The sequence below is a fragment of the Pedobacter sp. GQ55 genome (assembly GCF_059758925.1).
On record NZ_JCAXEI010000015.1, the window covers coordinates 45835 to 69718 of the forward strand.

Sequence of the window (23884 nt, forward strand, 5' to 3'; positions counted from 1 at the left end):
AGCTTGCTTAGGCGTTTAATCTTTAAATTTGGTTTGTTCTCCGAATAATAATTAAGCAATTGTGTTTCATGTGTAATATGCAGTACTTCTTCAAAAAATCTAATTTAGCTACGCTAATCCTGTTTATAATCGTCTTGTTATCAGTAAGTGCACAAGGACAAACAAAGACTACTTTTCGGAATTTCAATGATGCTTCTGAACAGGTTACAAGGTTTAGTACTATTGGAGAAGCCTTAGATGCCCATGACGGAGAAATTGCGTTTTTTGAAGGTGTTTATTATTTGTATGGAACAAGTTACGGATGTGGTTTTCAATGGGGTAAAAAAGAAGCACCTTTTTGTGGATTTAAAACCTATTCTTCGACAGACATGGTGCATTGGACAGCTAACGGCTTTTTATTTGATGCCAACACTCCCCTATGGCAGTCGAGATGTAACGGAAGCACTTATGGCTGTTTTCGCCCGCATGTCATTTTCAACAAAAAAACTTCTTTATATGTACTATGGATCAATGTTTACGACAATGTTTCCGGCTTTCGGGTACTTACCAGTAAAAGTCCTGCGGGTCCGTTTACTGAAGTTGCAGAACCAAAATTGGCGGTCAATGCAGACGCTCCTGCCGCTGGATTGAACAATGGAGATCACGATACTTTTGTAGATAAAGATGGTACCGGATACCTGGCTTATACCGATTGGAGATCAAAAGGCACAATAGTGATTGAAAAATTGAATGGTGATTACCTGAGTGGCAGCGGAACGGTTACCAAAGCAATTACACCAGGGCAAACAGAAGCTCCTTCTTTGTTTGAAAGAAACGGGATCTATTACCTGACCTATTCAGACCCTAACTGTGGCTATTGTGCTGGAACCGGCACTTCTTACCGAACGGCAAAAACACCGTTAGGCCCATGGTCTGAAGGAATTCAGATCAGTAATAATTCTTGCGGGGGGCAGCCTTCATTTGTTTCGCCGATAAAATTAACTTCGGGCGTGATCTACCTCTATGGAAGCGATCTATGGAACAATGCTGCAAAAAATGAATCACTTGCTAATTTTTACTGGGCACCTTTAAGCTTTGGGGAGGATGGTTCTATACTTCCGATGGTCTGCCAGAATGAGGTTACACTTTCGCTGGCAATAGGCAGCAAGGGAAAACAGCAGGTGATTAAGGACGTGGATAATGATACGGGTATTAAAAATTTCAAAGACTTTTGCGACATTGGCCAGCAGACTCAACGTGGACAGGGATTTAAAGCAAGCCGCAGTGGAATTCTCAATACTGTTTCGGTTACTACTTTCCAAAACAATGATCCTGATGCCGATCTGACCTTAATGCTCTATCAGGCAGATGCCTCTTTCCTGCCAGTTGGAAAACCGCTAAAAACAATTAACATCGCTAAAGATTCGGTGAGCTGGTCGCCCTCAAATATTATCGTTCGTCCAGATATTCGTGTTGTGGCAGGCAACCGCTATGTATTGGCATTAAAGTCTGCTTCAAAAAAGGGGGCTTATGGCTTTATGTATCATGATGAAGCTACTGAACAGAATGCCGGTGCTTCTTACAGCACTGATGGAGGCATCCATTATACAATTGAAAAGAATCGTAAAATAAAGTTTTCTACTACCATAAAACGAAAATAAACCATAAACATTGGACAAGCTGGCTATTTAACTATTAGGTATTAATAAGTTAATAATCAGCTTATAGCTTAAGGATACTTTAGCTACCTATGATATCCTTAAAATTATCTGAAGACAGGTGTTATCAAGTGCTGATTTGGGTGCTGATTGCTATTAGCTGTTTGTCATTATTTAACGAGGTAATGGAACCGGACGGGGCCTTATATGCCGGAATTTCCAAAAATATGATCCTGAGAAAGGACTGGCTTAACCTTTATGTACATGGCAAAGACTGGCTGGATAAACCGCATCTTCCTTTCTGGCTCGCTGCTGCAAGTTTTAAGCTTTTTGGGGTATCTGCTTTTGCCTATAAACTCCCCTCCTTTTTAATTAGTTTGATGGGGACGTTTTACCTTTATCGTTTTACTAAGGATCATTTTAACCGGCAAACTGCGCTGATTAGTGTTATTATATTTCTAACAAGTTTGCATGTATTAATCTCCAATTCTGACGTAAGAGCCGAAGCTTACCTTGCAGCATTTGTTACAGCGGCCATTTACCATTACGACAAGGCACGTCAAAAATCTTTCTTACATATTGTTGCAGGGTCTTTTTTTGCAGCCTGCGCAGTAATGGTTAAAGGCATATTTGTCCTGGTTCCGGTATTTTGTGGTTTTATTATTTACTGGGCTATAACCAGACAATTAAAGGAATTGTTAAAACCGAAATGGTGGATCGCCATTGCACTTATTTTAATTTTTATAACCCCCGAACTATATTCCCTGTATGTGCAATTTGACCTGCATCCTGAAAAAACAGTATTTGGGCAGCAAGGGGTATCAGGACTTAAATTCTTTTTCTGGGATAGCCAGTTCGGTCGGTTCTTTAATACCGGCCCAATTAAAGGTAAGGGTGACCTCTCCTTTTTCCTGCATACTACTTTATGGGCATTTTTACCCTGGTCTGTACTGTTTTATGCGGGCATAATCGACTTATTTAAAAAACGTTCAGGAAATGATCTTCCTCCGGAAACAATTATCATCTGGAGTTCGGCATTTATAACCTTTTTGTTGTTTTCATTTTCTAAATTCCAGCTCCCCCATTATATACTGGTGATATTTCCCCAATTTTCGATCATTGCCGCCCTATATTTAGTGAGGATCGGTGAAAAGGGAATCAAAATATTCGTTATTGTACAAAATGTGATCTTCCTGATTGTGATTTTACTGCTTGGCACAATTGCAGTTTGTTTCAAATTTCAGTTTTATGGGGTGGCAGTTGCAATTTTACTAATCGCCGCAGTTAGTGCTTTTTTATTATTTAAAGGAGCATTCATTAAAACCATTGTAGGCAGAGGTGCAATTTTATCAATTGGGATAATGAGTTTTCTTTATGTGTTCTTTTATCCTTCTATTTTAAAATACCAGTCGGGCATGGAAGCAGGCACGTGGCTGCAGGAAAACGATATAAAAGCTATCCCGGCTGTTTTCAGATACGATCATGCTTTCTCTTTTGATTTCTATGCGAATAGAGAAGTCAATTACCTATACGATGATGCCGACCTTGAAAAGGCGAAGCAACACCAAGAGACGGTGATCTATACCCATGAATCAGAGTTGCCCTATCTTAAAAGTAAATACCAGTTGGAAATACTAAAACGATTTGAATATTACCACATCACCAAACTGAAAGCAAAGTTTATACTGGCAAATAGCCGCCCCTCGGTTCTGGAACATTTTTATCTGGTAAAAATTAAATAACAACGCAGCTGTGATCATCATCATGATTTCTTGAATAATTGGACTCCCAATTTATTATCTTTGTTTATGTTTTTTGAAGCATAAAGCCTAAATTCATAGTAATTCCAGATGCTGAGAACTGGCATTTGCGTTCTTATTTTCCTGATTAACAATTGTTTTATAAATCTTTTTACACGCTCAATTATACGCTAAATAGAATAAAGCAACTTCAAATATCAAATCAACCAGTTTATTAATTAATTGTGTTTATTTGCATTGCAAGTTTTAACACTATTTAACACTAACAGTTTTACGTTTTTTTTCATCTTTATCACATGTTTAAAGAAATTCGCAATAAGTACATCCGTTATTCGAGCATAGTTCTTTTTTGTATCATTATCTTCTTTTGTGCGTTGCAACTTAACTTTTTATGGTTATTTGGTTATTCTCCTTCCTCTAAAGATATAAAAGCCCCTACCCTTCGTGTAGGCTCAGAATTATACACGGCCGACGGCAAATTAATTGGCCGCTATTACAAAGAAAACCGTACTCCGGTAAATTTTAATGAAATAGCACCAAGTGTAATTAATGCACTTGTAGCGACTGAAGACGTACGCTTTTACAGCCACATGGGAATCGATTTTCGTTCCTTACTATCAAGCGGGATATCTACCGCTACCGGTGATAAAAGAGGTGCCAGTACAATTACTCAGCAGTTGGCGAAAAACCTTTATCGCACACGTTATAATAAATCGCAAGGACTTTTAAGTCATATCCCGCTATTGCGGACGCTTATACCTAAGCTTAAAGAATGGCTTACAGCTGTTAAACTGGAATCTAATTATTCCAAAAACGACATCATAACCATGTACCTGAATACCGTTTCTTTTGGGAATAATGCTTATGGAATAAAAACAGCGGCAAGAATATATTTTGATAAGCAGACAAACGAACTGGATATACCGGAATCGGCCTTATTGGTGGGTATGTTAAAAGGCACGAGTTTCTATAACCCTATAAAAAACCCTGAAAGAGCCTTAGAAAGACGCAATGTGGCTTTGGCTCAAATGAATAAATACAATTACATCAATGCTGCTCAGCTGGACAGTTTCAAACGCAAATCAATAAAGCTTAAAGAAGGACGTATTGATGAAGGTAGCGATGGCGACTCTTACTTAAGGGCTGCAGTGGATAAATACCTGGAAAAATGGTGTGAAGAGAATGGTTACGACTTGTATGAAGACGGTCTGAAAATATATACCACCATAGATTCTAAACTGCAAAAATATGCAGAGGAAGCTGTTTCAGAACAAATGAAGGTGATTCAGAAAAGGTTTTATAACGTTTGGGGTAAGGAAGATCCATGGGAAGATTCGGAAAAGAAAAAGGTAGACTATCCTGAGCGCGCGAAGAAAAACTTACCTATATATGCGCTTCTTCAAAAGAAATTCAGCAATGCTCCTGATTCGGTAGAAGCCTATTTCAATAAGAAAAAGAAGATGAAAATTTTTACCTGGAAAGGCGACAGAGATACGCTCTTTTCGACCATGGATTCCATCAGGTATTATGGGAAGATAATGAATACCGGAATGATGACCATGGATCCCTTTAATGGAAAGATTAAAGTTTGGGTTGGCGGTATTGATCATAAGTTCTTTAAATATGACCATGTAAATCAATCTAAAAGACAAGCCGGTTCTACCTTTAAACCATTTGCTTATTTAGCAGCCTTGGAATCAGGAATGAGTCCGTGCGATAAGTTTACAGACAAACCTGTCCGCATCTCTTATCAGGAAAATGGAAAGACAGAATATTGGGAGCCAAGAAATGCAGACTGGAGCAATAGCTATCGTGAAATGTCGCTACGCTGGGCCATGGCCAAATCAGTAAACACCATTACTGCTCAGGTTACTGAAAAAGTAGGCGCAGAAAACGTGGTAAAATGGGCACATGAATGTGGTATTGATAGTCACCTGGCTTCTGTACCTTCTGTGAGCCTTGGACCAAATGATGTAACTGTATATGAAATGGTTAAAGCATATGGAACCTTCTTAAATGGCGGTATCAACACCGAACCTATTCTGGTCGAAAAGGTTACCGATCTGGATGATAACGTCATTAAAGAATTTAAGCCGAAAACAAAAAGAACACTTACCGAAGAAATAGCCTGGTTAATGCTATATATGCTTAGAGGCGGTATGGAAGAACCCGGTGGAACTTCGCAGGCACTTTGGGAATGGGATCTGTGGAAAAACAACAACCAAATTGGTGGCAAAACAGGAACATCATCGGATTATGTTGATGCCTGGTATATGGGGGTTACCAAGGATCTGGTTACGGGTGTTTGGGTTGGCTGCGACGAACGCACTGCACACTTTAAAAACGGGGAAACCGGTGAAGGTTCAAGAACTGCCCTGCCTATTTTCGCGAAATTTATGGAAAAGGTTTACAAGGATCAAAGTACCGGATATACAATGGGCCCTTTCCCTAAATCGAAAGTTAAAATTACCAGAGATATTGATTGCCCTACGCCTAGATATACTGTTGACACCACAAGTACCGACAGCATGGCTGTAGATTCAACGAATTTTGATGTTCCTCCGGCTGAAGAAGTACAACCTGTTCAACAGGATGTTGTAGTTCCTAAGCCTGAAGAAAATAAAACACCTGAACCTGCTAAACCACAACAACCAGCCACAGAAGCTCCCCTAACTAAAAAAGAAGAGCGTCAGTTAAAGAGAAAGCAGCGCCAGGAAGAAAAGGAAAAAGAAAAAGAGAGAAAGAAAAATGAACAACAGTAGTTTTTAATTTATAAATTATAACCAATAATAGTCATACTATGATCATGAACTCTACATTTTTGAGAAGGCTAATTCCACTGCTGGTCTTCCTAATGATATCTGTTGTTTCCGTTCAGGCTCAATACTTTGGACAGAACAAGGTGCGGTATAAAAATGAGAAGTTTAAGGTGCTGCAAACCCCACATTTTGAGCTTTATTATTATCTTAAAAATGAAAAGATGATCCAGAAATTCGCACAGGATGCGGAAACATGGTATAAAATGCATCAGGAGATTTTCAGAGATACATTTCTTAAGAAGAACCCCATCATCCTTTACAACAATCACCCGGATTTTCAACAGACTACTGCTCTGCAGGGCGAAATTGGAGTGGGTACAGGCGGTGTTACTGAGGCGCTTAAGAATAGGGTAATTATGCCTGTAATGGAACTGAATAACCAAACCAGACACGTTTTAGGTCACGAGTTGGTTCACGCCTTTCAATATCACATCCTGCTTGAAAAGGATTCTATTGGTCTGGAAAACATCAGTCAGATTCCCTTATGGATGATTGAGGGTATGGCTGAGTATTTGTCTGTTGGTAAAACCGACGCTTTTACCTCAATGTGGATGAGGGATGCTTTATTAAACAGGGATATTCCTTCTTTAAAGGACCTTACTAATTCTAACAAGTACTTTCCCTATCGTTACGGACAAGCATTCTGGACTTTTGTAGGTTCTGTTTATGGCGATACTACTATTGTTCCTTTGTTTAAAGCTACAGCGAGATTTGGCTATGAGAATGGATTAAAATATACCTTCGGATATGACGACAATACCCTATCCGGACTATGGAAAAATGCGATAGAGTCGCATTATCGTCCAATGTTAAAATCAGATAGTTCTCAGACTAAGATCAGCGGCACCAAAATTATCGACAACAAGAATGCAGGAAATATGAATGTGGCCCCTGCAATCAGTCCCGATGGAAAATACCTCTGCTTTCTTTCAGAAAAAGACTTATTTGGTATAGATTTGTTTTTAGCGGATGCCAAAACGGGCAAGATAATGCGAAAGTTAAGCAGCCAGGTAGCCAATTCGCATATCGACGATTTTAACTTCCTGGAATCTGCTGGTGCATGGTCGCCCGACAGTAAGCAGTTTGCCTTTAGTATCTTCAGCAAGGGCCGAAATCAGCTGATGGTGATTAATGTTGACAATGGAAGTGTTGCCTTAAGAGCAGATATGTCTAATGTTGAGCAGTTTGGAAACCTGACCTGGTCACCGAATGGAGATGACATTGCGTTCTCCGGAATGGTTGAAGGACAGAGTGATATTTTCACATACAATATTAAAACGAAAACAGTAACTCCGATTACCAATGATGCTTATTCTGATTATGCACCTAGTTATTCTCCAGACGGGGAAAAACTGGTTTTTTCATCAGATAGGGCTTCAATAATAAAAAACAGCAGCAATGCTGTGCACCCCATTAACCTAACTGTTTATGATATTGAGAGTAAGTCGTTAACGGATATACCTGTGTTCCCGGGTGCAAATAACTTAAATGCACAATTCTCTGGCGATAGCAAAAGGTTATTCTTCTTATCTAACAGAGATGGTTTCAGGAATTTATATGAATACAACCTTGGCGATAATACCGTAAAACAGCTTACCGACTACTTTACCGGTATTAGCGGTGTTACTGAGTTCTCGCCAGCTATTTCAGTTTCAAGAAACGACGATATTATCTATAGTTATTATCGTTACCAGAGGTATACTTTGTACAACTCTCCTGTCAGCAATTTCAAATCAAAACCAGTTGATGTTAACGAGGTGAATTTCGATGCGGCAATATTGCCTCCAATGGAAAACACAGGGGTTGACATTGTAAATTCTAATCTTGGAAACTTTGAAAAATTTGAAAAGACAGTTGCTGACTCGATGAAACTGGTTCCATACAAACCAAAGTTCAAACTTGATTACCTTGCTAATAGCGGCGTTGGTGTTTCAACAAGCAGGTTTGGAACTGGAGTTCAGGGTGGTATTGTGGGGATGTTCAGCGATATTTTAGGTAAAAATCAGATCATAGCCAACTTATCTGTAAATGGCGAAATCTATGATTTTGGTGGTCTTGTAGGCTACATTAACCAGCAAAGCAGAATTAACTGGGGGTTTGCCTTGTCGCACATCCCATATATAACCGGTTTTAGAGACATCGCGCCAGAACAAATTGATCAGAGTGACGGCAGTAAGCTAAATGTTATAAACGACAGAACAAACCTGATACGGACATTTGAAGATCAGATGCAGTTATTTGGTGCATATCCGTTTAATAAGGTACATAGATTCGAGCTAGGTGGTGCATTTTCACGTTACAGTTACCGTATAGATCGTATAAGTAACTATTACGATGAAACAGGTTCCTACTATCTTGGTTCTGAAAAGAAAAAAATACCAACAGACCAGGCTTCGCAAGAGTTAGGTATACCATTTAATTCATTTACTATTTTCCAGGCTAATGCATCATTTGTTGGCGATAACTCTATCATGGGGGTTACCTCTCCTCTCGACGGCTTTAGATATCGAGTTGGAGCTGAACAATATTTTGGCGATTACAGTTTCTCTGCCATTACGGTTGACTTAAGGAAATATGTGCGCGTTAAACCTTTCACCTTTGCCGCCAGAACTTACAACTACATCAGAATTGGAAGAGATGGTGAAAACCTGTATCCATTGTATGCAGGATATCCGTACTTAATAAGAGGTTATGAAGCGAACTCTCTATATAAAAGCAATAATTTAGGAGGGAACTTCGATATCAACCAGCTATCTGGAAGTAAGATTGCCGTAGTGAATTTTGAAGTCCGTCTGCCATTTACAGGTCCTAAAAAATTAGCTCAAATCCCATCTAAGTTTTTATTTACGGACTTAAACCTATTCTTTGATGCCGGATTGGCCTGGGATGAAGATTCAAAAGTATCTTTCAAAAGCCAGCCTAATGGTGTGCTATTGCCAAACGGCAAACCTGCTGAAAGAGTACCGGCTTTAAGTGCTGGTGTTTCCGTTAGGGTGAATGTGTTTGGTTACTTTGTACTGGAACCCTATTATGCTTTTCCATTCCAACGTAAAGATGTTAAAGCCGGTGTATTTGGATTAACATTTGCCCCTGGCTGGTAAGGTTATTATTTAATAATATTATTAAAGGGTTCGAATAGATCTATTCGAACCCTTTAATGTAATCGTAGAGAAACCCGTTAAGAGTACATATTAAACGGCAGGTTAACCTGATTGATCAGCTTTTTGCTGGAAATGATATGTTCAAAATCCAACCCTATAGTTAAATCTACCCAATCAGGGTTACATGACCTCACTACCCGCTCCTTTTGCATCCTGGTGAATCTGCTCATTATTTTAAATCTGCTTAAAGCCTGTGCTTCTGTTTTAAATTCTTCAAAATACACCAATCTGGTAAGTTGTTGACTGCTATCAAAAAACAAACAAGGCATTTGCTTGTAGAAATCCAGCGTCTTAATTAAATCAGAACTCATTCCAACGTGTAAACTAGTACGGTTTCTGTCTGTCACAATGTATACGAACTTTTTCATGGCCTTAAGGTTAAATTATTATAAACTAAATTAATTAGTACTCCTTTTGGATATTCAAATAAATAATACTAACTTTATTGGTACAATAATACTAATTATTTTAGTAAAAACAAATAAATCTTAAATTTTAATTTTATGTCAAATATTTCATCCAATCTTAAGTACTTAAGAAAGAAAAAGGGTCACACACAGCAGCAATTCGCTGATGTAATGGGAATTAAAAGATCATTGATTGGCGCTTACGAAGAGGACCGAGCGGAACCAAAATACGATTTACTAAAGAAAATAGCAGAACATTTTGAACTAACTATAGATGAATTTATCAATGAAAATATAAACGACAGCTGGAAACCTAAACCAAAAAGCCAGGGTTCGAACCTTAGGATCCTAAGTATATCTGTGGACAAAGATGACAATGAGAATATCGAGATGGTTCCTGTTAAGGCAAGCGCCGGATATTTAAATGGTTTCGCAGATCCACAATATATTAAAGACCTCCCTAAATTTCAATTGCCCCTGCCTTTCCTAAAACAAGGAACGTTCAGAGCTTTCGAAATCGTTGGTGATTCTATGTTGCCTATCCAATCGGGAAGCGTAATATTAGGAGAATACATGGACAACTGGAATGATGTTAAAACCGGCGAAACCTATGTCATTGTAAGCAAGAACGAAGGTGTAGTTTATAAAAGAGCCGGCAACCGTTTCAAGGAAAATAAAGAGCTGAAGTTAATCTCAGACAATAAAGTATATGATCCTTACACTATAGCAGCAGAAGATATTCTTGAAATCTGGAAAGCAAAAGCTTATATTTCATCTACCCTGCCCGATCCTACACCTGAGCCTACTATTGAAACCCTAACAAATATGATGTCTCAAATGCAGAAATCTATATCACAGTTAAACAAAAATTAATACGCTACAGAACAGCACTAAATGAATAAAGCTGAGCAATTCATAAACGAAAGGCTACTCAACAGGACAGAAAAGGGCTCATTAAGGAAATTATCTGCAAAGGTTTTTCCTATGGATTTTTGCTCTAATGATTACCTCGGCTTTGCAAGATCGCCTCAATTAAAAAATGCGATCAATGAAGCTTTATTGCATATCCCCCATCATGGCAATGGGGCTACCGGTTCCCGTTTGCTAAGTGGCAATCATGCTTTCACTGAACAGACCGAAGCGTTTATTGCTGACTTCCATCACGCAGAAAGTGGCCTTATCTTTAATTCCGGATACGATGCAAATGTAGGCCTTATTTCGAGTTTAGCGCAGCGTGGCGACACCATTATATCTGATGAGCTGATTCACGCCAGCCTTATTGATGGCGCCCGGCTAACTCATGCCAACCGCTATTCCTTTAAACATAATAATCTTAACGACCTTGAAGCCAAGCTAAAAGTTGCGAAGGGAAACGTTTATGTGGTTGTAGAAAGTGTTTATTCTATGGATGGCGATGTTGCAGCTCTATCTGAAATAAATAGCTTGTGTGAAAGGTATGAGGCAAATCTGATTGTTGATGAAGCGCATGCTTTGGGTGTTTTCGGGAATTATGGCCAGGGACTGGTACAGCGGGCAGGCCTGGAGCATAAGGTATTTGCACGCATTGTAACCTTTGGCAAAGCATTGGGCTGCCACGGGGCAATTGTATTAGGAAGCAATGCTTTACACAACTACCTCATAAATTTTGCACGTTCTTTCATCTACTCTACAGCAGCTCCTATTCATGCTATTGCAGCTATAAGAAGTGCTTACCAAATGCTGACTGAAACAGATTATCGCCCATTAATTGCAAAAAAAATAGCATTATATTCGAGCTTAATTAGCAAATCGGGTATCCACGGCATTCAACCAAGCCCAAGTACCATACAAACTATTATATACAACAGCAATCAAAAAGCTAAATTTGCTGCCGAAGCATTGCAAGATAAAGGTATAGATGTGCGCGCTATTTTAAGCCCTACGGTTGCAGAAGGTAAAGAGCGGTTAAGAATATGCTTACATCTATTTAATACCGATGAAGAAATCAAAATGCTCGTAGACCAACTTATATCATTAAAAGAACATGAATAGTACATATTTCGTTACCGGAATAGGAACCGGCATTGGTAAAACGATTATAAGCTCAATACTAACAGAAAAACTAAAGGCAGATTATTGGAAACCCATCCAGTCAGGGGATCTGGAAATAAGTGATAGCTTATTTGTGGGAAACCTGATAAGCAATTCCAAAACAGTAATACATCCTGAAAGATACAGACTTGGTCAGCCACTTTCTCCGCACTTGTCGGCAAAAATAGACGGTGTTCACATTACCACTGCTTCTATAAAAAAACCGCTTACAGATAACAGTCTGATTATTGAAGGTGCCGGAGGTTTAATGGTACCATTGAATGATAAGGAACTTATATGCGACCTGATCCAATCACTTGATGCAAAGGTTATTGTAGTTTCTCAGAATTATCTTGGCAGCATTAACCATACCTTACTTACACTAGAAGTACTTAAGGCAAACAAGATTTCTGTAGAAGGACTGATATTCAACGGCCCTGCAAATGCGGAGACAGAAGATTACATTCAGAATTATAGTGGGGTTAGGGTAATTGGAAAAATTCCTTTCATGAGCAGAATCGATAAGGAACATATCATCAGTGCAGGTCAGCACATTAATATATAAAATAGACGACATAAAAAAAGGGAGCTAAATGCTCCCTTTTTTTATAACTCAACTTACATCTATTTTACTGCATCAATTACAGCTTTGAAAGCTTCCGGATGGTTCATAGCTAAGTCAGCTAAAACTTTACGGTTTAAACCGATATTTTTAGTCGCTAATTTACCAATTAATTGAGAGTAAGATATACCGTGTTGACGTGCTCCAGCGTTGATACGTTGAATCCACAATCCACGAAATTCTCTTTTCTTAACTTTACGGTCACGGTATGCATATTGCAAACCTTTTTCTACCGTATTTTTAGCAATGGTGAAAACCTTGCTTCTTGATCCCCAATAGCCTTTGGCTAAATTTAGGACTTTTTTCCTTCTTCTTCTCGAAGCTACTGCGTTTACCGAACGTGGCATGTTTTTGTTGTTTTTGATAAACGGTGTTGCGTATTACAGCAAACTTACTACCGGTTACCTGGTTAAAAATTTAATTATTTACCGATTGCAAGCATACGTTTAACGTTGCCCATATCAGCATCAGACACCATTGATGTTTGACCTAAGTTACGCTTACGTTTTGTCGACATCTTTGTTAAGATGTGGCTTTTGTATGCGTTCTTTCTTGCGATTTTACCTGTTCCAGTAAGCGAAAAACGCTTTTTAGCACTGGAATTGGTTTTCATTTTTGGCATAACCTGTTTTTATTATATGTAATTTATTTATTTCTTAGCAACTTTTGGAGCAAGTGTTAAAAACATACGCTTACCCTCTAATTTCGGTAGCAATTCTACCTTACCTATATCCTCAAGAGCCTGAGCAAATTTCAGAAGAAGAATCTCTCCTTGTTCTTTATAAACGATTGCTCTCCCTTTAAAGTGAACATAAGCTCTAACTTTCTCACCATTTTCAAGGAAACTAACAGCATGCTTTAGTTTAAATTGAAAATCATGATCGTTAGTGTTAGGTCCGAATCTAATCTCCTTAATAACAGTTTGTTTAGCGTTAGCTTTAATCTCTTTCTGCTTTTTCTTTTGCTCGTAAACAAACTTGCTGTAATCGATTATTCTACATACTGGAGGGACTGCATTCGGAGAAATCTCCACCAAATCCAATTCTAACTCATCGGCAAGGGCCAAAGCTTTTGCCAAAGGATAGATCCCCGGTTCAACATTATCTCCAGCTAATCTCACCTCTTGTGCCCTGATAAACTGATTAATATTATGTTCTGCTTCTTTTTTCTTAAAAGGAGGACGTGGTCCCCTATTAAATCCTGGTCTGCCTAATGCCAAATTTGTATCTTATTTAAACTGTTATTTCTTTAATTAATAATTCACTAAACTCTTGCAGAGTCATTTCACCTAAATCGCCTTCGCCATGTTTCCGTACAGAAACCTTTCCTTCAGCCATTTCCTTCTCACCAATAATCAACATATAAGGTATTTTTTTAACCTCTGCGTCTCTGATTTTCCTTCCAATCTTCTCATCACGAAAGTCAATCAGCCCGCGAATATCGGAATTATTTAGTTCATCTGAAACTTTTTTTGCATATTCTTCATACTTTTCTGAGATAGGAAGAATAATAAATTGTTCAGGAGAAAGCCATAACGGGAAATTACCAGCACAATGTTCAATCAAAACTGCAATAAAACGCTCAAGAGAACCAAATGGAGCCCTATGAATCATCACGGGTCTGTGTTTTTGATTATCGCTGCCAGTATATTCCAACTCAAACCGCTCCGGTAAATTATAATCAACCTGAATAGTTCCAAGCTGCCATTTTCGACCCAGTGCATCCTTAACCATGAAATCTAATTTCGGGCCATAAAATGCTGCTTCGCCATACTCCACAACTGTTGGTAAACCTTTCTCGGCAGCTGCTTCAATAATAGCCGTTTCTGCCAGATGCCAATTCTCATCACTACCAATGTATTTTGCCCTGTTCTCAGGGTCTCTTAAAGAAACCTGGGCGATATAATCGTTGAAACCCAATGATTTAAATACATATAGTACAAGATCAATTACCTTTTTAAATTCCTCTTTTACCTGGTCTGGGCGACAGAATAAATGCGCATCATCCTGAGTAAATCCACGAACCCTTGTTAAGCCATGCAACTCTCCACTTTGCTCATAACGATATACGGTCCCAAATTCAGCAAAACGTAAAGGAAGATCCTTATATGAACGTGGTTTAACTTTATAGATCTCGCAATGGTGCGGGCAGTTCATCGGTTTAAGGAAAAACTCCTCTCCTTCCTGTGGTGTCTTTATAGGTTGAAATGCATCTTTACCGTATTTCTCATAGTGACCCGAAGTAATGTATAAATTCTTGTGGCCAATATGTGGAGTTACAACCTGCTCATACCCTGCCTTACCTTGTGCTTTTGTTAAAAACTGCACCAAACGTTCGCGCAATGCAGCACCTTTAGGCAACCACAATGGCAATCCCATGCCTACTTTTTCAGAAAAAGCAAACAGTTCAAGCTCCTTACCTAACTTTCTGTGATCTCTTTTCTTAGCCTCTTCAATCATATGAAGATATTCAGTAAGCTCACTTGCTTTAGGGAAAGTAACACCATAAATACGTGTAAGCTGTTTTTTAGTCTCATCACCACGCCAGTAAGCACCGGCAACGTTCATCAACTTAACAGCTTTAATAAACCCTGTGTTAGGGATATGCGGGCCGCGACATAGATCGGTAAATTGACCTTGAGTATAAAAAGTGATCTTGCCATCTTCAAGGCCATCAATAAGGTCTAATTTATATTCATCTCCTTTTTCAGTAAAATACTTAACAGCATCAGCTTTTGAAACGGATTCTCTAACAAAAACCTCTTTCTGTTTTGCCAGTTCAATGATTTTTGTTTCGATAGCCTTAAAATCATCAGAAGAAAACTCTCTGTCGCCAAAATCTACATCATAGTAAAATCCGGTTTCAATAGCCGGTCCAATACCAAACTTTGTACCTGGATACAATGCTTCCAATGCCTCAGCCATAATGTGGGCCGATGAATGCCAGAATGTAGCTTTACCTGCAGTGTCGTTCCAGGTTAAAAGTTTTAAGGACGCATCGGACTCTATTGATCTGGATGAATCCCAAACTTCGCCGTTTACTTCGGCAGCTAAAACATTCCGGGCTAAACCCTCAGAAATTGATAATGCAATTTGATGGGCAGTTGTGCCCTTTTCGTACTGACGGCTAGAGCCATCAGGCAGTGTAATGTTAATCATCTACAACTATGATTTAAAAATTAATAAAATTTGTGTTATAAATCACCTACAATGTGATTCTGAATTACAAAGTTAATTAATATTCCGTACTTTCTAACCATCCATTTGCCAATACATCGGCTAAATGCATCGTTTTAAGCGGAATATTATTTTTATCGATGTAACCCTGTAAATGCATCAGACATGATAAGTCGGTAGAAATAACATACTCAGCACCTTGCTCCAAAGCATTATTCACCTTCTGCTCAGCCATTGCCGATGAAATGGCGTCAAATTTAACAGCAAAGGTACCGCCAAAGCCGCAGCACATATCAGTATCCTTCATCTCTACCATTTCCAATCCGTGTACCTTAGACAAAAGTAATCTTGGCTCTTCTTTGATTTTGCACTCGCGTAGTCCGCTGCATGAATCATGATAAACAGCTTTTCCGTCTAGTTCTGCGCCAAAATAGTCTCTTTTAAGAACGTTTACCAGAAAATCTGAAAGCTCAAAAATATTGGATTGGATATTTCTACATTTATTATGTACAGTACTATTGGTAAACAGGTCGCTATATCCACTTTTAACCATACCTACACATGATGCAGATGGGGCTACTATATAATCTGTTTCCGAAAAATCACTAAGGAATTTAGTGCCCGTTTCCTTTGCCTGCTCCCAATAACCAGCGTTATAGGCAGGCTGACCGCAGCAGGTCTGATTAGAATTATAGAACACCTCACAACCAGCCTTCTCCAATAACTTTATGGTATTAAATGCCGTTTCCGGATATAACTGATCTACAAAACAGGGTACAAATAATTCTACTTTCATTAATATTATATTCTCTATTATTTTGGTTAAAAGTGACCATTTTATTTAACATAAAACGACCGTCATCCTGTATTTATTTTAAAGCGATCGTCATCTCGACGACAGCAGAGATGGCGGTATGTGCCATAGCGTTAAGCATTCATGAGCATTTATGGTAAGTATTTTATAAAACAGTTTTCTTTTCAACGCTTCTTAACACCACCAAAAACACCAAACCTATTACAAAAAACGATGCCAAAGCTATTATAGAGTTCCGCATGTTTCCTGTTACTTCTTCAATGTAAGCAAAGCTAAACAAACCAATCACAATAGCTATCTTTTCGGTCACATCATAAAAGCTAAAGAATGAGGCAGTATCGGGTGTATTGGCCGGCAAATATTTTGAATATGTTGATCTTGATAAAGACTGAATACCTCCCATAATTAAGCCTGCTACGGCTGCCAGGCCATAAAACTGATATTCAGTTGTAATAAAATAAGCGCAAATGCAAAACGCAATCCAGATCAAAACAACGCAAATCAATACACGAACATTTCCAATTTTCTTTGCAAAATGAGACATCATCATGGCACCCAATATGGCTACCAACTGTATAATTAAAATGGTTACAATAAGTTTAGAAGTTCCCAGTCTTAAGGTCTTTTCTCCAAAACCAGCAGCTGCCAGCATAATGGTTTGCACACCCATTGAATAAAAGAAAAATGCCAGCAAAAACATTTTAAGCACTTTCATATGGTGTAACTGGTTCCAAACTTTAGACAATTCCTGGAAACCACTCCTTATTACACTTTTATTAATCGACGAATAATTTGGGCTACCCGCTGGAAGCTTTTTAAATGGAATCTGCGCAAAGGCGATCCACCAGATCCCCACCAGTAAGAATGATAACCTTGGCGGAAACGATAAATCTGTAATGCCAAACAGTTGAGGTTTCAACACAAAAACAAAACAAATGATTTGAAGCAAAACACTACCTACATAACCATAAGCAAAGCCTTTTGCACTTACCGCATCTTGCTGGTCTACAGTAGCTATTTCCGGCAGGTAAGAGTTATTAAACAACACCCCTCCTATATACCCCATAGCAGCAATAGCAAAACAAATGATGCCCAGCTCCAGTGTGTCAAGCTTAAAAAAGTACAAACCCATGCAAGCAATACCGCCTATATAGGTAAAGATTTTCATGAAAATCTTCTTGTTACCTCTGTAATCTGCAATTGACGAAAGGATAGGCAACAACAAGGCCATTATCATATAGGCCACAGATAGCGCATAGTTCGACAAGGCTGTATTGGTAAACGTTCTTCCAAAAAAAGAAACCTTATCGCCATGTTCCTGGGTGGTAGTTATTATGGTATAATAAGCAGGAAAAATGGTAGAAGTAATAACTAGATTATATGCTGAATTAGCCCAGTCAAAGAACGCCCAGGAGCGGATGACTTTTTTATCATTTTTTTGTTCCATGTATTAAAATGAGCTCCTAAAGTAACTAAAAAAACAGCATTCGGTATTAATTTACTTTCTCCAATTTGGTAGCTCCTGATTTTTTCTCATCAACGTTTTTCGGGTTCCCTTTATAATATACCTCGCTTGAACCTGAAGTTTTAATTTTCAAATCGTTCAGCACATTTATGTTGGCCTTTCCGGTTCCATCGATATTTATATCGTAAATACCTGCTACAAAATCAAATGCATTAACAGTGGATGTTCCTTTAGCTGTTAAATTGTGTACACCGGTTTGTCCGGTCAGGGTAAGCTTACCAATCCCATCAATCCTGGTAATTAGTTTAGATGCACTCAAGTCTAACGAAACATCAGATGTACCTTCAAGTTTCAGATCAACATCTGTTGCATAAATACGGCCATCACTAACAACTTTCACCGCTCCTACTGTATTTAGCTTTTTCAATTCGCCAATCCCTGCATAAACAACTACAGAGTCTGTCCCGCAGTATATTCCATCGTCCAGTTTCACCCTAAGTTCACCACTGCTCACATCGGTTCTTACCATGTTAACAATACTTGAGTCTGCATCAATTTTTATAGCATAAGAACTATCTTGTTTGATCACGAGTTTAATAGCTCCGGTAATTTTTATCTGATCAAAATTCTTTACAACAGCATCTTTAACAATGTGTTTACCCGAATCCTGTATACATTCAGAGGAACATCCTGCTAAAAGAACAGGAATAGCACAAACAATAGCGATAATCTTTCTCATAATATTAAAGGTAATAATTTTTCCCGTCAGTTTTAATTTTCCCGGCATCAAGCAACTCCCTTACCCGGTCTAGTATTTCATTTTCAGCACCAACTTTTATCGCATTTATAAGGTCGTCCAATGCATGAGTCTGGCTCTGTAATAAAGTAACAATCTCAAAATCTATCTTGTCAGATAACTGATCGAGATCTTCAGCTTTTTTCTCTGCAAGGCAGATGTCGCAAACTCCACATTTTTCAGAATCAGGCTCGTCAAAATAAGTCAGTAGCTGAATGCTTCTGCACTCGGCTTTTCCGGCATAAGCCAATACCGCATTTATCTGATCTGTTTGAATTTTCTTTCTCAGTTCAATATACTTAACATCAATATCTATATGAAGCAGATCAACTCTGGCACGTATATATTGCAGCTGGGGTTGATCGGTTTGGGGCAGGTAAGACAAAATACCCTGATCCTGTAAATTGTTCAGCAACCTTACCACATCATTAAACGACATCCTTACTTTTTTTGCAATATCTGCTTCCTGAATCTTTACATATTGATCAAAAGCACCACCATATGACCTTAAAATAGCCTTAATAAGCGGATCATAGCCTGCATTTTCTATCTGGAAGCGATAAACATCTTCGTTACCAATTGTAAACAGCACCCTGGATTGTAAAAAAATATTTTCCGACAAGGTGATATATCCATCACGTTCCAAAAACTTAAGGGCGGCAATTGTTTTTACCACGCCCACATTAAACCGTTTACAAAAATCGGCAATATCGAAGTTAAAACTTAAGCCCTCTCCCGCACCAAATGCCAGCTGAAAGTAATTGCCCAGATAATGATAAATCTTTTTAATCTCGTCTAGCGTAGGGAAACTATTGGCATATTTAGCCTGCAGGGCCATCTGATCTGATTTATTGGACAATAGAACGCCGTATGATCTTTTACCATCCCTGCCTGCCCTGCCGGCTTCCTGATAATATGCTTCTAAACTTTCGGGCAAATCCAGGTGAACCACAAAGCGAACATCAGGCTTATCTATTCCCATCCCAAAAGCATTGGTGGCCACCATTACACGGATTACGTTTTGCTTCCAGTTTTCCTGCCTTTTAAAGCGCTCTTCCTTTTCAACCCCCGCATGGTAAAAATCGGAAGCAACACCGTTTCGTTTTAAAAACAATGCTATTTCCGAGGTTTCTCGTCGGTTCCGCACATATACCAGTCCGCTACCCTTTACATTCTTAACAATATCTATCAGCTTTCTGTGTTTGTCCTCATCGTTTAAAACCACATAACTCAGGTTTTTACGCGCAAAACTCTGAACAAAAATCTTTGCATTTTTAAACTGTAATTTCTCTACAATATCATTTCGTACAAACTGAGTAGCAGTAGCCGTTAAAGCCAAAACCGGAACTTTTGGATGAATCTCTCTAATGGCACTAACCAATAGATATGGCGGTCTGAAATCATAGCCCCATTGAGAAACACAATGTGCCTCATCAACCGCTATAAGGTTTACTTTCATGTAAGAGATCCGTTCTCTAACCAATTCAGAAAGCAACCGCTCAGGAGACAGGTAAAGAAATTTAATATTGCCATAAATGCAATTGTCTAAAAGGATATCGATCTCCCTTTTGCCCATACCTGCATAAATGGCCACCGCATCGATCCCCTTGTCTTTTAACCCTTCTACCTGATCTTTCATTAACGCCACCAGAGGCGAAATAACGATACATATTCCCTCCATAACCATTGCAGGCACCTGAAAGCAAAGCGATTTGCCCCCTCCTGTTGGCAATAATGCTAAGGTATCATTTCCGTTTAAAACCGATGTAATAATTTCGTCCTGTGATGGCCTGAAACTATCAAATCCCCAGTATCGTTTTAATATCTCTACTTCGCTCATAAAAAGGTTAAGCCCAAAACTATAAAAATGAACTGATATTACTAAATTGCGGGCTAATTAACACCCATCGCTTATGAAAACATCGTTACTACTATTATGTTTCCTAACTATACTTCATTTCAGCTACGCCCAGGAAAAAAAATGGGATGTTGAAAAATATCATGGCCCAACTAAAACGTTTAATATCAGCACAGACGAGGGTACATGGATGAATTTAGATGTAAGCGCCGATGGTAAAGATATCGTTTTTGATCTTTTAGGTGATATTTATTCCATGCCCGTTACAGGTGGCACGGCAGTGCTGTTAAGCGGAGGTATTGCCTGGGATGTTCAGCCGCGTTTTAGTCCGAATGGCAAATACATATCCTATACCAGCGATAAAACCGGAGCGGATAACATCTGGATTATGAATCGCGACGGATCTAATAAAAGACAAATTACCAAAGAAACATTCAGATTACTAAACAATGCCACATGGATGCCAAACAGTGATTACCTTATTGCTCGTAAACATTTTACCGGCAGTCGCTCACTAGGCGCCGGAGAAATGTGGATGTATAGTATATATGGTGGCGAAGGTGTACAATTAACCAAAAGAAAAAACGACCAGCAAGATGCGGGTGAGCCCAATGTATCACCTGATGGCAGATACTTATATTTTAGCGAAGATGTGTCGCCAGGTCCTAATTTCGAGTACAGCAAAGATCCAAATGGTGTAATATATGCGATCCGTCAGCTAGACATGACTACCGGCAAATTGACAGATATGATAGAGCAACCGGGAGGTTCAGCTCGTCCTCAGATCTCGCCCGATGGTAAAATGATGGCTTATGTTAAACGGATCAGATTAAAATCTGTACTTGTTGTACAGAATATTAATTCGGGCGAAGAATGGACACTAACAGAAGACCTTACCCACGACCAACAGGAAACATGGGCTATATTTGGTGTTTACCCTAATTTCGCATGGACTCCCGATTCCAAAAACATCATTTTTTATGCTAAAGGAAAAATCAAAAAGATAGAGCTCAGCTCATTGGTTATTTCCGATATCCCTTTTAAAGTAACAAGCACGCAGACCATACAAGAATCTCTGCATTTTCCAAAACAAGTATTCAGTGCTGAGTTCACCTCAAAAATGATCAGACAACTAACCACCTCGCCCGATGGTAAGTTTGTAGTATTTAATGCAGCAGGGTTTTTATATAAAAAAGAGCTGCCAAATGGCACTCCCGAGAGAGTTACCAACGGTATTGATTTTGAATTTGAGCCAGACATTAGTCCGGATGGAAAATTTGTAATTTATACTACATGGAGCGATGAGTTTAAAGGCGCCATTAAAAGAGCTGATCTGAAATCTGGTAAAACAATACCACTTACTGACGAAAAAGGCCTCTATTACTCTCCATCGTACTCAACCAAAGGAGATAAAGTTGTTTACCGTAAAGGCGTTGGGAACGATGTTTTAGGCTATGCTTATGGCCGTGGTACAGGTATATTTACCATGGCTGCTGATGGATCAGCAAAAACGCTGATCTCCGAAAACGGCATAAAACCACAGTTTAACAAAGACGATACCCGTATCTTTTTTCAGGGCAATGAGGATGGCAAAAAGGCTTTTAAAAGTGTAGATCTAAATGGTGGCAACCCACGCACACACTATACCTCTACCTATGTTACCCAGTTTTGCCCAAGTCCTGATGGCAAATGGATGGCATTTACAGAGTTATTTAATGTATACATCACCCCGATGGTTACCACGGGATCACCTTTAGAACTTTCATCAACAAACAAATCCATTCCACTAACCAGAGTTACCAAAGATGCCGGAACCTATTTACACTGGAGTAATGATGGCAGCAAGTTACAATGGACTTTGGGAGCGCAATACTTTAGTCGTGAAATTAAAAACAGCTTTAATTTTGTAGAGGGTGCTCCACAAACCATTCCGCCACCAGATTCTACAGGTGTTTCTATTGGCCTGCGCCTTAAAACGGATGTACCGGATGGTATAACTGCCTTAAAAGGAGCCAGAATAATTACCATGAAAGGTGATGAAGTTATTGAAGAAGGAACCATTATAATAGATCACAACAAAGTTGTAGCAGTAGGTAAAGCTAGCGAAGTAAGTATACCGCAGAATGCTAAAGTGATTGATGTAACGGGAAAAACAATAATGCCAGGTATTATAGATGTACACGCACATTTACGTACCAGTCCGGATGGCATTAGTCCGCAACAAGATTGGTCATACCTTGCTAACCTTGCTTTTGGTGTAACTACTTCGCACGATCCATCAAGCAATACAGAAATGGTATTTAGTCAATCAGAGATGATCAGATCAGGCCGCATGGTAGGGCCAAGATTATACTCAACGGGCTCTATATTATATGGTGCAGACGGTGATTTCAAGGTCGTTATTAACAGTCTGGACGATGCCTTATCTAATCTCAGAAGATTAAAAGCCGTAGGTGCTTTCTCTGTTAAATCGTACAACCAACCTCGTCGTGATCAGCGTCAACAGATTTTAGAAGCCGCCAGACTATTAAAAATGGAAGTAGTTCCAGAAGGCGGTTCTACCTTTTTCACCAACATGAACATGATTTCTGATGGTCATACCGGCATTGAGCATAGCATCCCGGTTGCTCCGGTTTATAAAGATGTAGTTTCATTTTGGAACAATACCAAAGTGGCCTATACGCCAACGCTTATTGTAAGTTACGGCAGTCAGTGGGGCGAAAACTATTGGTACGACCGAACCAATGTATGGGAAAATGAAAGGTTAATGGCATTTACACCTCGTCCGATCATAGATTCACGTTCGAGAAGAAGAACCACCTCTGAATATGGAGATTACGGCCACATTGAAGTATCAAAAGCAGTTAAGCAAATTGCTGATGGCGGTACTAAAGTAAACTTAGGTGCCCACGGACAAATTCAAGGTCTGGGAGCTCATTGGGAGCTATGGATGTTGGTACAAGGTGGCATGACTCCTTTACAAGCCATCAGATCGGCCACGGTAAACGGCGCTTCTTATCTGGGTATGGAAAAAGAAATAGGTTCATTGGAAAATGGTAAACTTGCCGACCTGGTAATTATGGATGCCAATCCATTGGACGACATCAGAAACTCAGAAAAGATAAAATATGTAATGCTAAATGGTCGTATTTACGACAGCTTATCTATGAATGAAATTGGTGGTCGCGAAAAATTACGTGGCAAACTATGGTTTGAGATGGGCAAAGGTATGGTTTACAGTTTCCCAACAGGAAATGCCGAAACCTGGACCTTTACCACCCCTAATTGCGAGTAAAATC

General features: G+C 39.1%; 17 protein-coding genes. 8 read left to right on the top strand and 9 right to left on the bottom strand.

Annotation, left to right across the window (positions count from 1 at the left end; genetic code table 11):
- Positions 1 to 77: 77 nt before the first annotated feature.
- The 4 genes from AC6CH7_RS24520 (at position 78) to AC6CH7_RS24535 (ending at position 9317) form a co-directional block, all read left to right on the top strand.
- The gene (locus tag AC6CH7_RS24520) at positions 78 to 1640 is read left to right on the top strand and encodes a family 43 glycosylhydrolase (RefSeq protein WP_498265220.1); all 1563 of its coding nucleotides are present in this window, start codon (positions 78 to 80) and stop codon (positions 1638 to 1640) included.
- Between the two features lie 89 nt (positions 1641 to 1729).
- Positions 1730 to 3379 carry an ArnT family glycosyltransferase gene (locus tag AC6CH7_RS24525; RefSeq protein WP_498265221.1) on the top strand — a complete coding sequence of 550 codons (1650 nt, stop codon included), beginning with the start codon at positions 1730 to 1732 and terminating at the stop codon, positions 3377 to 3379.
- 314 nt (positions 3380 to 3693) lie between these two features.
- Positions 3694 to 6159, top strand: coding sequence for a transglycosylase domain-containing protein (locus tag AC6CH7_RS24530; protein WP_498265222.1), 2466 nt, complete (start codon positions 3694 to 3696; stop codon positions 6157 to 6159).
- 38 nt (positions 6160 to 6197) lie between these two features.
- The gene (locus AC6CH7_RS24535; protein WP_498265223.1) at positions 6198 to 9317 is read left to right on the top strand and encodes a basic secretory protein-like protein; all 3120 of its coding nucleotides are present in this window, start codon (positions 6198 to 6200) and stop codon (positions 9315 to 9317) included.
- A 77-nt stretch (positions 9318 to 9394) separates the two neighbouring features.
- Here the strand turns inward: AC6CH7_RS24535 and AC6CH7_RS24540 are convergent, their stop codons facing one another.
- Positions 9395 to 9745, bottom strand: a complete 351-nt coding sequence (locus AC6CH7_RS24540) for a GIY-YIG nuclease family protein (protein WP_048905007.1) — start codon at positions 9743 to 9745, stop codon at positions 9395 to 9397.
- A 135-nt stretch (positions 9746 to 9880) separates the two neighbouring features.
- Between AC6CH7_RS24540 and AC6CH7_RS24545 the strand changes: the two genes are divergently transcribed.
- The 3 genes from AC6CH7_RS24545 to bioD are packed head-to-tail and all read left to right on the top strand — an operon-like array spanning position 9881 to position 12419.
- Positions 9881 to 10657, top strand: coding sequence for an XRE family transcriptional regulator (locus AC6CH7_RS24545; protein ID WP_498265224.1), 777 nt, complete (start codon positions 9881 to 9883; stop codon positions 10655 to 10657).
- Positions 10658 to 10678: 21 nt separating this feature from the next.
- On the top strand, positions 10679 to 11815 hold the full coding sequence (locus AC6CH7_RS24550) for an aminotransferase class I/II-fold pyridoxal phosphate-dependent enzyme (RefSeq protein WP_498265225.1): 1137 nt from the start codon (positions 10679 to 10681) through the stop codon (positions 11813 to 11815).
- A complete protein-coding gene (gene bioD, locus AC6CH7_RS24555; RefSeq protein ID WP_498265226.1) occupies positions 11808 to 12419 on the top strand; it encodes a dethiobiotin synthase in 612 nt (203 codons plus the stop codon). Before AC6CH7_RS24550 ends, bioD begins: the two co-directional genes overlap by 8 nt.
- 59 nt (positions 12420 to 12478) lie before the next feature.
- On the opposite strand, the gene rplT is transcribed toward bioD, so the two are convergent.
- The 8 genes from rplT to AC6CH7_RS24595 all read right to left on the bottom strand — a co-directional run bounded on the left by rplT (position 12479) and on the right by AC6CH7_RS24595 (position 20567).
- Positions 12479 to 12823, bottom strand: coding sequence for a 50S ribosomal protein L20 (rplT, locus tag AC6CH7_RS24560; protein WP_048905003.1), 345 nt, complete (start codon positions 12821 to 12823; stop codon positions 12479 to 12481).
- A gap of 74 nt (positions 12824 to 12897) precedes the next feature.
- Complete coding sequence (rpmI, locus tag AC6CH7_RS24565; protein WP_048905002.1) at positions 12898 to 13098, bottom strand: 50S ribosomal protein L35; 201 nt, start codon at positions 13096 to 13098, stop codon at positions 12898 to 12900.
- A gap of 27 nt (positions 13099 to 13125) precedes the next feature.
- Entirely contained in the window at positions 13126 to 13695 is a 570-nt protein-coding gene (infC, locus tag AC6CH7_RS24570; protein ID WP_008238148.1) for a translation initiation factor IF-3, read from the bottom strand.
- A gap of 13 nt (positions 13696 to 13708) precedes the next feature.
- The gene (gene thrS, locus AC6CH7_RS24575; RefSeq protein WP_498265227.1) at positions 13709 to 15634 is read right to left on the bottom strand and encodes a threonine--tRNA ligase; all 1926 of its coding nucleotides are present in this window, start codon (positions 15632 to 15634) and stop codon (positions 13709 to 13711) included.
- Between the two features lie 76 nt (positions 15635 to 15710).
- Positions 15711 to 16448, bottom strand: a complete 738-nt coding sequence (locus tag AC6CH7_RS24580) for a (Fe-S)-binding protein (protein ID WP_048905000.1) — start codon at positions 16446 to 16448, stop codon at positions 15711 to 15713.
- A gap of 163 nt (positions 16449 to 16611) precedes the next feature.
- Positions 16612 to 17913 (bottom strand): MFS transporter, encoded by a 1302-nt coding sequence (locus tag AC6CH7_RS24585; RefSeq protein ID WP_498265228.1) that lies wholly within the window; start codon positions 17911 to 17913, stop codon positions 16612 to 16614.
- A 46-nt stretch (positions 17914 to 17959) separates the two neighbouring features.
- The gene (locus AC6CH7_RS24590; RefSeq protein WP_498265229.1) at positions 17960 to 18670 is read right to left on the bottom strand and encodes a head GIN domain-containing protein; all 711 of its coding nucleotides are present in this window, start codon (positions 18668 to 18670) and stop codon (positions 17960 to 17962) included.
- A gap of 4 nt (positions 18671 to 18674) precedes the next feature.
- Positions 18675 to 20567 carry a RecQ family ATP-dependent DNA helicase gene (locus tag AC6CH7_RS24595; RefSeq protein WP_498265230.1) on the bottom strand — a complete coding sequence of 631 codons (1893 nt, stop codon included), beginning with the start codon at positions 20565 to 20567 and terminating at the stop codon, positions 18675 to 18677.
- Positions 20568 to 20640: 73 nt separating this feature from the next.
- Here AC6CH7_RS24595 and AC6CH7_RS24600 point away from each other — a divergent pair, with 73 nt between their 5' ends.
- The gene (locus tag AC6CH7_RS24600; protein WP_498265231.1) at positions 20641 to 23880 is read left to right on the top strand and encodes an amidohydrolase family protein; all 3240 of its coding nucleotides are present in this window, start codon (positions 20641 to 20643) and stop codon (positions 23878 to 23880) included.
- Positions 23881 to 23884 lie beyond the last annotated feature (4 nt).